Annotated in this window: 13 protein-coding genes; 11 read left to right on the top strand and 2 right to left on the bottom strand. The window is 46.3% G+C overall.

Translation table 11 applies throughout. The annotated features are described in order from the left end of the window. Positions 1-23 precede the first annotated feature (23 nt). Complete coding sequence (locus tag ACJJIV_RS03965) at positions 24-317, bottom strand: hypothetical protein (protein WP_444890820.1); 294 nt, start codon at positions 315-317, stop codon at positions 24-26. Positions 318-331: 14 nt separating this feature from the next. Further along, complete coding sequence (locus ACJJIV_RS03960) at positions 332-1,918, bottom strand: VCBS domain-containing protein (RefSeq protein WP_444890819.1); 1,587 nt, start codon at positions 1,916-1,918, stop codon at positions 332-334. 304 nt (positions 1,919-2,222) lie between these two features. On the opposite strand from ACJJIV_RS03960, the gene ACJJIV_RS03955 reads away from it, so the two are divergent. The 11 genes from ACJJIV_RS03955 to ACJJIV_RS03905 all read left to right on the top strand — a co-directional run bounded on the left by ACJJIV_RS03955 (position 2,223) and on the right by ACJJIV_RS03905 (position 12,248). Beyond that, the gene (locus ACJJIV_RS03955) at positions 2,223-2,456 is read left to right on the top strand and encodes a hypothetical protein (RefSeq protein ID WP_444890818.1); all 234 of its coding nucleotides are present in this window, start codon (positions 2,223-2,225) and stop codon (positions 2,454-2,456) included. Further along, positions 2,407-3,585: a hypothetical protein gene (locus tag ACJJIV_RS03950; RefSeq protein WP_444890817.1), complete on the top strand. Its 1,179-nt coding sequence runs from the start codon at positions 2,407-2,409 to the stop codon at positions 3,583-3,585. Before ACJJIV_RS03955 ends, ACJJIV_RS03950 begins: the two co-directional genes overlap by 50 nt. 11 nt (positions 3,586-3,596) lie before the next feature. After that, positions 3,597-4,616: a sensor histidine kinase gene (locus ACJJIV_RS03945; protein ID WP_444885539.1), complete on the top strand. Its 1,020-nt coding sequence runs from the start codon at positions 3,597-3,599 to the stop codon at positions 4,614-4,616. Further along, entirely contained in the window at positions 4,604-5,365 is a 762-nt protein-coding gene (locus ACJJIV_RS03940) for a LytR/AlgR family response regulator transcription factor (RefSeq protein ID WP_444890816.1), read from the top strand. The genes ACJJIV_RS03945 and ACJJIV_RS03940 overlap by 13 nt, the downstream gene beginning before the upstream one ends. A gap of 122 nt (positions 5,366-5,487) precedes the next feature. Further along, on the top strand, positions 5,488-6,549 hold the full coding sequence (locus ACJJIV_RS03935) for an Ldh family oxidoreductase (RefSeq protein ID WP_444890815.1): 1,062 nt from the start codon (positions 5,488-5,490) through the stop codon (positions 6,547-6,549). 347 nt (positions 6,550-6,896) lie between these two features. After that, positions 6,897-7,103, top strand: coding sequence for a hypothetical protein (locus ACJJIV_RS03930; protein WP_444890814.1), 207 nt, complete (start codon positions 6,897-6,899; stop codon positions 7,101-7,103). Positions 7,104-7,262: 159 nt separating this feature from the next. Continuing rightward, positions 7,263-8,591, top strand: a complete 1,329-nt coding sequence (locus ACJJIV_RS03925; protein WP_444890813.1) for a gluzincin family metallopeptidase — start codon at positions 7,263-7,265, stop codon at positions 8,589-8,591. Positions 8,592-8,925: 334 nt separating this feature from the next. Further along, positions 8,926-9,534 (top strand): hypothetical protein, encoded by a 609-nt coding sequence (locus ACJJIV_RS03920; protein WP_444890812.1) that lies wholly within the window; start codon positions 8,926-8,928, stop codon positions 9,532-9,534. Positions 9,535-9,557: 23 nt separating this feature from the next. Beyond that, entirely contained in the window at positions 9,558-10,241 is a 684-nt protein-coding gene (locus ACJJIV_RS03915; RefSeq protein ID WP_444890811.1) for an ABC transporter ATP-binding protein, read from the top strand. Continuing rightward, complete coding sequence (locus tag ACJJIV_RS03910; protein WP_444890810.1) at positions 10,229-11,443, top strand: ABC transporter permease; 1,215 nt, start codon at positions 10,229-10,231, stop codon at positions 11,441-11,443. Before ACJJIV_RS03915 ends, ACJJIV_RS03910 begins: the two co-directional genes overlap by 13 nt. Beyond that, entirely contained in the window at positions 11,436-12,248 is an 813-nt protein-coding gene (locus ACJJIV_RS03905; RefSeq protein WP_444890809.1) for an outer membrane lipoprotein-sorting protein, read from the top strand. The genes ACJJIV_RS03910 and ACJJIV_RS03905 overlap by 8 nt, the downstream gene beginning before the upstream one ends. Positions 12,249-12,257: the final 9 nt, after the last annotated feature.

Below are 12,257 nucleotides of genomic sequence, written 5' to 3'. Positions count from 1 at the left end.
ATGAGCAGCTGGATATTACGTGCTTATTCTTCGTAAATGATTCTCTCGGTTTCCTTGATATGAAGCCGACGACGCTCTTGTTTTTCTCCTCGTATTCTGACTCGTTCACCAGATCTCATGCCCTTTTCTTTGATCTCCTTGGCATCTATAAAATAATACTGCCCTGTGTTTTCATCTTTGATGGAAAAGCGATGATCAATTTTTCCTGTTTTAAAATTTTCTGAAACCTCTTCTTCCAGTACTCCCGTTATAGTTTCCTGGCCAGAGGCGGTGGGAATTAACAGAAAGGTCGAAATTATTGTGAGTAAGTATCTCATTGCTATTTCTCTCTTTAATTTGTATAGCTTACTGAAATGGTGGCAGTATTCATTTCATCACTTCTGGATTTAAACTCTATGGTGACTCCAGCAGCCGAATCTGTGAAGCTGCTGCCGGGCTCTTCAAGAGTGGCCACTTGGTTGGCGGTGTCATCTTTCAGATAATGCACAGTTACGGCCTTATCTTGCTGTGAACGAGGATTTAGGATGGGGTGGGAAATATGATATTCCACGAAATAGTGATTTTCTCGATTGCTGCTACCGTTACTCTCCACCTTTATAATCTGTGGCATTGTTTTATTTAATTCGCCGGCGGTAAGTTCGATAGCCTGAATTTGAACCTCTGAAGCATTCCCCATACTTTTAGAAACAGATTTGGAATAGCCAGGGAAGCTGTTGTACCAACCCATAAAGTCCCTATGAGCGCTGCCAAATAAGCGTGACTGCCAGCTATTGCCCATGAAGGCTGCGGCAGCGCCATATTCACTTTCCCCTCGGTCGCTGGTATCCCCATCGTTGTTGTTATCATTGCCTGCATGGCCTAAACCAATGTTATGACCCAGTTCATGCCCCATAATTAGTTGATCGCTATCTGCAGTAACGATACTCCAGCGGCCATTGACCGCCGCGACCCCTGTACCAACTAACCCGGCATTGTAAGCGGCGGTTGGGAATATAAATACTCGATGGCGCCATGCGTTGAGGTCTACTGGGCGATTATTGGCATCGACAAAATTGCTTTCTACCCAGCGGCTTGCGTTATCTCTCCAAGTATAACCTCCATCGGAATATTGCCCATCCTGAGAGCTTGTGGCACGGTTCTGAGCATTTTGAACACTTAAAATCCCTCCGTTTTGATTGTCGGGGATGCTGTATATAAAGCAGTCAATAGAGCTTTCTTCTTTATTGTCCTCACCATAGCAATATTGTGCTAGAGAATTATTGCTGCTGAGATGGCGCTGGAACTTTAGCTGGCCCAGTGAGTTTTCTTTGTAAGTGTTATCGAGGGAGTCGGTAGCGTTGAATGTCATATCCGCAAGCTGGGAGATGCTGACATCATCCGTTACGGCGGCATCGGAAAAATTCACCAATATAAAAACGATACTATTTTGGGTGGCTTCAATCGTTTGGATCGCAAAAGTTATGTTTAGCTGATCTCCGTTACTGAGAGAAAAAACGATAGTATCTTCTACCGAGGCGCCGCTGTTTAAATCGTTGGCATTGTTGTTCAGTTGGTATTCCCAATTGCCGCTGTCATATAGTTTGAAGTCACCATACTTTCCGGCATAAGTCCCAGACTGAAAGGTGGGGCTGGTACTATCGGTATCCTCTAATTGCAGTGTACCCTGTGCATATTCACTAGTTCCTACCACTAATGTACTTAGCGGAGTGCCAGGATTGAATCTGTAGTCGCCAGTATCGGTGTTGCCCCCATCATTATCATTGTTGTTATCGGCATCTGTGCCGGTGTTAGATCCGCCATTTGTTTCATTATTAGGCTGATTATTATCAGAATTATTACTGCCTCCAGAGCCTCCACTACAAGCGGCCAGAATTACGGTTAATGTGAGAGCGCTAAAAGTTTTAAGTGGACCAGGCATTGTTCCCCCAATTTATCTCTATAAGGTCATAGCCGGTGTTTAATGAGTTAAAAGATGGACTCCTATCAACTGGTACGGTTCCACCAATTGTGATTTAAAGAGTATTTTTTATTGATTTCGTCGCGGGAAGCTAAAAATTTTCACTTCTTATGTGCCTGTTTTGTGGTTTGGTGAGCACAGGAGGGTTCCAAGAGGAACACTTCTGATAGCCTGAAGTGAGAGACCTTTTGCACTGGGTGACAGAGCGTTTAGATATAGAGCGTTATGGCCCACCGATCACTTTGGTTGCTGTTCAGAATTGATGATGGTGGCATCACTACTGATCTGTGAATTGGCCAGCTTTATTCGTCACTCGCTGGCCTGCACTAGCCGCTATTCACCATTTATCCCAACCATCTACGGCCTGTCCATCATGGAGACCACTCATCACTTGGGCTGGAGACAACAACTCGTGTTGCTAAATTGCTTCTATCAAGTTGGAGGTGATGATGAAAAGGAATACTTTTTGGCTGCTGTTGATGATGTCTCTGGTGGGTGAGCTCAATGCTCAGTCACTTACTCAGCAGTGGGAGTTGGCAATGGCTGTTAGCGCTAAGAATCAATCGAAAAGTGCCCTCTTCGATTCTGGGTCAGGTTATGAGCGCCAAGTTAAATTACAAGGTGCGCTGCAGGTATCGGACTGGGAAGGACAGGTTTCCATGCTGCATGAGGCAGGTAGTGGCGCTGGTGAGGAATCAGAACTTGTTGTGGAGGAGTTATTTTGGCAGGGGGATAGGTTCGGGTGGGACCTGCTTGCAGGTAAGCGTCGCCTGGATTTTGGTGTTAGCTACGCTCACAGACCTTTGGATCTATTCCTGCCTATGGAGCGCAACCCGGTATCTCTGCGGGCTGATGAGGGCGTTGCTGTCGTATCAGCCAGCCGCTTCACAGCAAGTGGAGAGCTGAGCCTGATGTTGGTTGATGCTAATGCTAGTCAACTTATTAATGAAGAGCTTCCGAGAGGTTTGGCTGCACGTTGGTACCAGCTGAAAGGTGTGAGTGAATGGCAACTGCTCGGTTACCTGGATGATCAACGTGGTTTGAATATCGGCGCCAGCTGGGTTACGACCTATGGGGAGTCTTGGGAGTTACATAGCGAAGGCCGTTACCAGCAGCGTTATCGTCAATGGCTAAAGCCTGGTTCTCCAAGAACTGGCACTTTACCCCGAGAGGGAGAACAGAGCGATGGCTGGCAGGCTCTGTTGGGCATGACCTGGACCCATAACGCAGGGCATACAATCATCGCTGAATACTGGTTTGATAGCAGGGCGTGGCATACTCGCGATTGGCAAAGGCTTGCAGACAATGCCAACTGGTATCGTGAACAGGGGGAAGGGTGGGATGCTACCAGATATGCTTCTGCGGTAGCTTTTTTAAGCGAAGCACGCAATCGACATAACCTAATGATGCACTGGAGCTTATCTAATCACAATTACAATCCCAAATTGGATATTTTATATTCCCCTGGCGATAGAGGCATGGTTTTGACTGCTGGTATTAACCATGAAATGAAGGGCGATTGGACTCTTGGCGCATCAATAAGGTATTTTGGCGGCGCTAAAAAATCGTATTTTACACAATTGCCTAATGAAACCCTTGTTACTTTGACTGCGAACATGAATATATAAAAGGAATCATGGTGAAGTTGCTCAGTGAATATTTACGTATATTGATTCTTTGTATTGTTGTGGCCCTAATCACTAAACAAGTGTGGGGAGGGAGTTACTCTCTCAACTTTGGTATATCCCTAACCTATGGCTTTGTTGCTTTTTCTACGCGCAAGCTTATGCTCCACCTAAAACCGAACTGGCCACATGTGCTCAAGTATGCAGTAACCATTTCGGCAACGACGGTGCTGGGTTCTATTAATGTTTGGTGGTGGGTCTCTGGCTTTGGAGTTTTTCCTGCGGTTAATGCCCTGATTTACTCACTAATTCTGGCTATCTTTTTGACGACTTTACTCTACCAGTTTTATCTTAATCGTGAACAGTCCCACAAGCTGGAGACTGAGCGCAAGGAAGCAGAGTTACTACAGGCCCAGCAACAAAAAACTCTGGTGCAAAGCCAGCTGAAAGTATTACAAAGTCAAATAGAACCTCACTTTCTGTTTAATACACTGGCCAATCTTAAGATGCTGATTAGGCACGACCCACAGAAGGCAGAGCTATTACTGGACAATTTTAGCGATCTCTTGCGCTTTAGTTTGAATAAATCGCGTTCTGACTATGTGTCCCTGAAAGATGAACTTCGCAGTCTTGAAAGCTATTTGGCTATTCAGCAAATCCGACTGGGTGAGCGCTTGCAGTATAGGGTCGAACTGGCAGAAACCGTTAACCCTTCAACGGAAGTTCCGCCCCTATTAATACAGCCATTGGTGGAAAATGCCATTTTCCATGGTATTGAACCTTCACAGAAAGGAGGGCTGGTTTGTCTCAGGGTGGCTACGAAAGCTAGTCAGTGGATCATAGAAGTGGAGGACAGTGGAATTGGTTTGCAGGCTGCAACCAATAAGTCAACGTCAAACAAGCACAATGGTTTGGCTTTAAATAATATCAAGGAGCGTCTTGCCACTCTATACCAGGAAAAAGGCAAGCTGCAGATAAGTAGTAATCAACTGGGCGGGGTTACCGCTAGATTGGAGTTTCCATGCGCGCAATAATTGCCGATGATGAACCCTTGTTGCGTCATCATCTGGATAAAATGTTGGCTGATGTTTTTCCGGAACTTGTGGTAGTTGGTAAAGCAGCTGATGGTCAGGAGGCATTAACTCTTTGCCAGCAAGAACAGCCTGATGTCATTTTTCTCGATATCCGTATGCCGGGTTTGGACGGTATTGCGGTTGCTTCCGCGCTTAACAAGCTGGAAATCAAACCCGTAGTGGTCTTTATTACTGCCTATGATGAATATGCAGTAAATGCTTTTGAGCAGGAAGCCGTAGATTATTTGTTGAAGCCCATTGATGATGAGCGACTTCAGCTAGCTTGTGAACGTATCAAGAAGCGTCTGGAAAGTAGAGCGGAAGAGCAGGCGCAAGTGAGTCCGAATATTGCGGCTTTATTGCAGCAACTCAATGTCGGTAAGCCGGAATATCTACGCTGGATCAGGGCTAGTAAGGGAGAGGATGTACACCTAATCTCCTGTGATGAAATTTCGGCTTTTGTCGCTGAGGAGAAGTACACCACTGTTTACTCAGACCAGGGCCAGCATATTATACGCACACCGCTTAAGGAATTGATGACGCAGTTGGAGCCTGATCTTTTTTGGCAGATACACCGATCAACGATTGTTTGTATTAAGCGAATCGATAAGATTAACCGAGGGCTGACGGGCTCAGCTACGGTAATTATGGATGATGGGCAAAAGTTTTCTGTGAGCCGTAGGGCCGCAGCAATGTTTAAATCTATGTGAGTGTATTTTTTGTTTGTTACATAGAGAGAATAAATTTAAGGTGGTAAGGCGGATTAATTATAACCGGTTCACAGTAAGCGCCGGTTCTTTATTGTCCTAACTAAGAATGACATGGAGTCAGGATGCAAGATTATTACTCTTCCACAGAATTAAGAGATTTTGCCAGTGCTTTATTCCAGCGTGTGGGGCTCGCTAAGGACAGGGCCGACATAATCGCTAATGTATTCTTGCAGGCAGACTTGCTCGGTTTTACCACCCATGGCTTGCACCGGGTTGTGAGCAATTTAGAGTGGTTACAAAGTGGTGAGTCCAAGCTTAGTGGTGAACCCAAAGTGTTGTCCGATAGGGGTAACTGCTTTAACTGGGATGCACAATTTTTACCTGGTCCCTGGGTGCTTAGCAAAGCCATAGAACAGGCATTGTCACGAGTATCTGAACAGGGTGTCGTTACCGCTACTATTCGCCGCAGCCAGCATATTGCCTGCCTAGCTGCCTATTTACCTCAGGTAATCGAAGCGGGTTATGTGGCGATCCTAACCTGTTCAACTCCGGGAGAAAATACTGTATCGCCTCAAGGGGGAATTGATCCATTGTTCTCTGCGAATCCCCTGGCATTTGCGGCTCCGGCCGGAGATTACCCTCTGTTGTTTGATGTGAGTATGTCTATTACAGCTGGTGCCTATGTGTCACGTGCAAAGCGAGAGGGTAGGAAAATGCCTTCAGCTTGCCTTAAAGATCATACTGGCAAGATTTCTGATGATCCCTCGGCGTTCAAAGATGGTGGCAGTATTTTACCGATTGGTGGTGCTGATCACGGTTACAAGGGGGCGGCACTAAGTGCGATGTTGGAGGTGTTGTCGATGGCACTTGGAGGCTATGGCCGTGACGATGATTCAGCCAAACACGATAAAGAGGCCAACTCGGTTTTCTTACAGATAATTGATCCCCAGGCTTTTGGGGAAAAAGCAGACTTTCTTCGTCAAACCATTGCTTTAAGTAACCTCTGGGAGCAAAACCGCAGTGATAGCGATGAGCCTGTAAGAGTGCCTGGCCAGCGTGCTTGGGCGAATCGAACACGGCAATTGCGTGATGGGGTAGAGTTATATTCCTCTATTATCAAGGATCTTCAGCCCTGGGCTGAAAAATTACAGGTTCCCCTTCCCTCTGTATTAACTAAGAGCTAATTTTTACTGACAAATTCATTCACTTAGAGTGATCACCTTAGTTACAGGAAAAGCATCAGATCAACGCTACTTTAAAGGCGAAACCCTTGGTGCGCCTGATAGTGTGTCGGTGGGGACGTTAAGAGGATGTAATAAATAAGAATGGCTCAAGGGCTGATATTTGTAAGGATGTTATGAGTGAGCATAGAAAGTTTAAGATGAACATCTTGCATAATCCCCTAGTGGGTCTTATACATAAAATGCTGAACCACCTAAGTTGGTACATATTGCGGTCCTCTCATTTGCTTTCTAGCTGTTGAGCTGCTAAGAGGTTATTTGCCTGATTCTTTGAGTTTTAGGGGCATTGCATGAAGAATGTGTTGATTTTGGCTGTAGCTCTGTTGATTTTTCAAAAGTGGGATAAGATAGAGCAGTATTTCAATCCGCTTCTGGATTACGCCTCTCTGCGGCCGGGTAAGGTTATTCTCTACGCTACCGAATGGTGCGGCTACTACCAGAAGTCGCGTGAATTGCTGAGAGAGTACAATATACCATTTTATAAGTATGATTTTTAGAAGTTCCAGGAGGGCAGGTCTCAGTATGATCGCCTAGGTGGTAAAGGTGTCCCGGTCTTGCTGATTAATGGAGAGGTAACTCGTGGATATAATGCTAAAAAAATATTAAGTGCTTATTCAAACGCTCAGAGTACAAGCTTTTTGTGATTAAGGTTGAGAATGATAATAAAAAAATCGTTTCGTACAATAGCCCTTGCAATTACTATGGCTGTGGTATGTAGCTGTATAGGATTCAGCTCTATAGCAGTTGCAAATACTATTAGCGCCAAGCTGGTAAAGAAGGGAAATGGTAACTGGTTTGTTACCTTTGTGTCAGAAAAGCCAATAAAGAAGCTCGCCTTCAAAAGCTCTCCGGATAACTCAAGAAGCAAGCGTTGGGCTCCCACTTCTAATGGCTATCAGTTTGAGTTTGTTGATGGGGTGGAGAGTTTAGTGCGTGAGGACGGTAGTGCCTTTACAGAAGCTACCTTTCATCTTACCCCTACTTATACGGCCTTCCCCAAGGAATATGCCCCTTTCTCCCCGTTTTCGGATGGAAGTTATCTATTGTATACGGGGAGATTTTTTGCCTGTGCAGATTCTTGCCAACCTAGCCTAAAGAAGTGGTATATGACGATTGTTGCTCCCGAGTCTGACAATATTATCCTGCATGGCAGGATCTATCAGGGAAGTATTAAGTGGACGGCTTTCGATGAAGGCAGCAAGGTCTATATTGGTCATGGAGAACCGATACAAAGTAATCGCTTTGTAAGTGTGATCGATGAACTTCTACCAGAGAAGCTGCTACATCAGATGAGCACTCAGTTGCCTGAGTTGATGGATTTCTTTGCCGATAAAATGGGCGCACTTGGCTATAGGCCCGCATTGTTTGCTTCTTTTAGTTCTACAGACGATGGTCGACATGGTCATCAAGGCGGAACTCTGCCAGGCCAGATATTTATGCATTGGTATGGTAAGAAGTCTGTTGTTGAAGCAATTGATGTCGATGAACTGTTTTGGCTGTTTTCCCATGAAGTTGCCCATTTGTACCAGAGAGAGGGCGCAGATGTTATAGATACAGCTGACTCCTGGGTTCATGAGGGGGCGGCTGATTATTTTGCCGGTTTGGCGTTCGAGAGTATCCTTTCTAAGGATTTTCTGTCACAGAAGAAAAAGCAAGCAGAACAGAAATGCCTTGCCAGCCTGAAGGAAAATCCGGTTTACCTGGATGCGTCACGTAAGAATCCACGCATTCACTATGACTGTGGTTTGCTGATTATAAATGCGATAGATCAACAGTTAAAAGAGCAGGGTTCTATTTCCATTTATGAATTATGGAATCTCTATTCTTCTAAGATTTCAACTGAATCACCAGCCGGGGCGGCTCAATTTCTGTTTGCAGCCAAGCCTTATCTACCTTTAGCAATGGTTAAAAATTTAGAAAAATTAAACACCCCTGGCTTCTCTGCTTTAAAATTTATTAACAAGTTGATAGCTGACAGTACTTAAGAATCAATTTTCAATACTATGGCTTGCTTACAGATGGGTGAGTTTGGGCTTACCCTCTCAATATGTTGGGCCTAATATTTATGTATGTGTTCGAGCTGATTTGATAGGTCGCTTAGGAACAATATCAATTAACTGGTTCTGCTGTACCACCTCCCAGGAAGTAACTTGCCAAAATAGTTGACGCCCCGCCATTTACCACTTATCTGTGGCTTCTAACTCCATTCAGCCCAAAGATTCCCCGTTTATCCCTCTCCTTCCCCTTTTGTCGCACGATCAAGACCACCTCCATAACCAGCGCTAACCTGCTCCCAACCTAAACGCAAGGAGAGAAATCATGAAGAAGATTATTGCAGCGGCACTGATTCAACTGGGTATGTCTACTTCCGCTTTTGCTGCAGTGGATGCGCAGTTAGAAGGGCTATACAACAAGGCGGCGCAGCAGGGAGGGGATGCCATTGAAGTTTCTTACAAGGCTTTCAAAGTTGCCCAGCAGCTAGATCCCACAGACCCTGCAGCCCTATTCTACCTGGGTGCCAGTGAGACTCTGATGGCTAAGGAGAGTTGGTTGCCGTGGAAGAAGGTGAGCTATGCAGAAAATGGGATCGCCCGTATGGACAAAGCCCTATTGATGCTGGAGGAGCTTGAAAATCCTGGCCGCTCGGCTAGGGGGGTGCCCCGGGATTTACTTTTTAAGGGGATTGCAGCCACCACTTTTACCAAGGTACCCGCTTTCTTCAATGCTTTTGATCGAGGATTTGAGCTCTATGGGGAGCTGATGAATGATCCGCGTCTGTCGCACATGCCGGTACAGGCAGTGAGTTGGATCTACTGTGGTGCCCTGGAGGCTGCGGATTTGGGTGAAAAGTCAGATCAGAAAAGTGAGTGGCAGGCAAAGGTCAATACAAGAGGGGCTCAGGCACTTTGTAAGCTGGATACTGAGTAGTAATTGGGATTGGAGAAAGACCGATGTTGCAGCTGACACATATAGAAAAGACCTATAAGACAGGTGAAATAAAGCACCAGGCTTTGCGAGATGTCAACTTGGCCATTCGCCCCGGTACTATGGTGGCCCTCTGTGGGCCCTCAGGCTCCGGTAAAAGTACCATGCTAAATATCTGTGGCTTATTGGACCAAGATTATTCCGGTGTGGTGCATTTTGCCGGTGAATTAATGACCAGGGACTACCAGCAGGCAATGAAGATACGTCGCACTCAGATGGGGTTTATTTTTCAGAAATTTAATTTGGTTCCGGTGATGAGTGCCTTTGAAAATGTCGCCTACCCATTACAGCTCAATGGTGTGAATTCTGCAGAGGTAAAACAGCGGGTAATGCAGATGTTGGATTATGTGGGTTTGGCCAAGTTTGCCCGATATCGCCCCGACCGCCTCTCCGGCGGCCAACAACAACGGGTGGCGATAGCTCGAGCACTGGTGCACAAGCCCAAATTGGTGATAGCTGATGAGCCCACCGCTAGCTTGGATAGTGTAACGGCTCAGCAGATTATTGAATTAATGAAACACCTTGGCAGGGAACAGAAAACGGCCTTTATTGTGGCCAGCCACGATGATCGTATGACTCAGCACTGTGACAGAGTGATCAATTTACAAGACGGTGTGATTTTGCAGGAGGAAGCCCCATGCGTCGCTTAAAACTGGCAGTTTTGAATTTATTACGCAACCGCCGCCGCAGCCTTTTGACCGTCGCAATTGTCGCTATTGTAGTGATGGCTCTGATGACTTCCGGGGGCTTTGGTCTATACACTTATAAATCCCTGAAAGAAGGCGCGGCGCGCAGTCAGGGGCATCTGGTGTTTACCCAGCCGGGATATTTCAATAGCGATGAAGAGTATCCATTACAAAATGGCTTGGAAAATGCCGACGAATTGAGAAAGCGCTTATTGACCGATAGCCAGGTTAAGGCGGTACAACCACGTATCTATTTGAATGGCTTGATCTCCAATGGAGATAAGTCGACCATATTTTTGGGGCAGGGGATTTTGCCGAGCGAGTTTCGGGTAAAAGGGCCTTTCTTAAATATGACCGAAGGTGGCATTCTGAGTAAGAATGAAGATCCTACCGATCCGCAGATTATGCTGGCCAAGGATCTGGCCAGAAATCTGAATGTAAAAACAGGGGACTATGTCACCCTGATGTCTACGACTGTAGATGGGGCGCTTAACGCACTGGATTTTAAAGTACAGGGTGTTTTTGGAACTGGTGTTCCTGACATGGATAAGCGTCAGGTGTATCTCTCGATAAATTCTGCTCAGTTTATTCTCGATAGTGAAAAGGTCAGCACCATGCACCTGTACGGCTATGAGCTGGAAGACACCGAAGTATTAAAGGCGCGTCTGGCTGAGCAGGCTCCCGAGTTGGAAATTACCACTTGGGAGGATCGCGCCTTCTTTTACCAAGGGGTGAAAAGTCTTTACGACCGAATTTTTGGTCTGATGGGCGTGATCATGGCGATGGTGATTTTTGTTTCTCTCTTTAACACCTTGGCGATGTCGGTTACAGAAAGAACCCGTGAGATCGGCACTCTTTCCGCATTGGGTACGTCCCGCGCCGAATTACTGCTGGGCTTTGTGTTGGAGGCATTGGTGTTGTCCCTGGTAGGAGCGATCGTGGGCATCTTGCTGGCAGCTGCGGTGAGTATGGGTTTGATGGTGTTTGAAGTCACCATGCCGCCCCCTCCCGGTAAAACCGAGAGCTATCCCCTGGTGGTGTATTTCTCAATGAATCTTGCTTGGATGATCTCGTTAGCAGTAGCGGCAATCTGTGTTCTGTCTTCCTTTATGGCAGCGCGCAAAGGTGTAAACAAACCGATAACAGAGGCATTGGTACATGTATAAGTTAGCGAAACTAAAAACTGCTTGTAAAGTTTTGGGCAGCGCTCTGGTAATAGCAATGGCTCCAATGGCATTGGCCAATTCACTCAATACCAATAGCGGGGCCAGCAACGAGATTATCTACACCACGCAGCAAGTGGAGGGCATGCTTGCCAAAGCCGATTTTTACCGTCTGCAAGAAAATTCCGCGCGAGTAGTCACTGAGGTGCAGGTCTACAAAAATGGCGAGCTGGACAGCATGGATAATTACCATGTGTACACCCGCCCACAGCGCAAATCTCTAGTGGTATTCAAAGGCAAGGGAGAGGAGGGCACCAAAATGTTAATGCTGCAGGATAACTATTGGATGCTGATGCCGCGCAGCCGCCGCCCTATACGGATTACACCCATGCAAAAATTGTTGGGGGGGGCATCGGTGGGGGATGTGGCCACACTTACCTGGAGTGAGGATTATCAGGGCGTTTATGCCGGGCAGGAGACATTACAGGATCAGCTGGTAAACCGTTTGAGCCTTACCGCTAAAACCAAAGGGGCCAGTTATCAGCGTATTAACTTGTGGGTGGATAGCAAAAGTCATTTTCCGGTAAAAGCCGAGCTTTACCTGAAATCCGGCAAGTTGGCTAAGGTTGCGCACTTTACCTCTGGGCAAAGAGAGGGGCGGCAGGTAGTGGCGGAAATGCGGCTGCAGGATACGATCAATACTGGCATAGAGACACGGGTTATTTATGAGAGTGTCCAGGCCCATGATTTGCCGGAAAAGTATTACAACCCGGCTTACCTAAGTCGCCAGTCAACCGCTGAGCTTTAACGAACTTTG

The organism is Microbulbifer mixtoriginis (SeqCode) (assembly GCF_052466765.1).
The sequence above is the reverse complement of the archived record's forward strand: the minus strand, read 5'-3'. Positions and strand labels throughout refer to the sequence as shown.

What these genes read in the sequence shown, in the direction of transcription:
- ACJJIV_RS03955 (WP_444890818.1), top strand. Translation starts at nt 2,223, where the DNA reads ATGGTGGCATCACTACTGATCTGTGAATTGGCCAGCTTTATTCGTCAC.
- ACJJIV_RS03930 (WP_444890814.1), top strand. Translation starts at nt 6,897, where the DNA reads ATGAAGAATGTGTTGATTTTGGCTGTAGCTCTGTTGATTTTTCAAAAG.
- ACJJIV_RS03910 (WP_444890810.1), top strand. Translation starts at nt 10,229, where the DNA reads ATGCGTCGCTTAAAACTGGCAGTTTTGAATTTATTACGCAACCGCCGC.
- ACJJIV_RS03925 (WP_444890813.1), top strand. Translation starts at nt 7,263, where the DNA reads ATGATAATAAAAAAATCGTTTCGTACAATAGCCCTTGCAATTACTATG.
- ACJJIV_RS03950 (WP_444890817.1), top strand. Translation starts at nt 2,407, where the DNA reads ATGAAAAGGAATACTTTTTGGCTGCTGTTGATGATGTCTCTGGTGGGT.
- ACJJIV_RS03905 (WP_444890809.1), top strand. Translation starts at nt 11,436, where the DNA reads ATGTATAAGTTAGCGAAACTAAAAACTGCTTGTAAAGTTTTGGGCAGC.
- ACJJIV_RS03915 (WP_444890811.1), top strand. Translation starts at nt 9,558, where the DNA reads ATGTTGCAGCTGACACATATAGAAAAGACCTATAAGACAGGTGAAATA.
- ACJJIV_RS03935 (WP_444890815.1), top strand. Translation starts at nt 5,488, where the DNA reads ATGCAAGATTATTACTCTTCCACAGAATTAAGAGATTTTGCCAGTGCT.
- ACJJIV_RS03940 (WP_444890816.1), top strand. Translation starts at nt 4,604, where the DNA reads ATGCGCGCAATAATTGCCGATGATGAACCCTTGTTGCGTCATCATCTG.
- ACJJIV_RS03960 (WP_444890819.1), bottom strand. Translation starts at nt 1,918, where the DNA reads ATGCCTGGTCCACTTAAAACTTTTAGCGCTCTCACATTAACCGTAATT.
- ACJJIV_RS03920 (WP_444890812.1), top strand. Translation starts at nt 8,926, where the DNA reads ATGAAGAAGATTATTGCAGCGGCACTGATTCAACTGGGTATGTCTACT.
- ACJJIV_RS03965 (WP_444890820.1), bottom strand. Translation starts at nt 317, where the DNA reads ATGAGATACTTACTCACAATAATTTCGACCTTTCTGTTAATTCCCACC.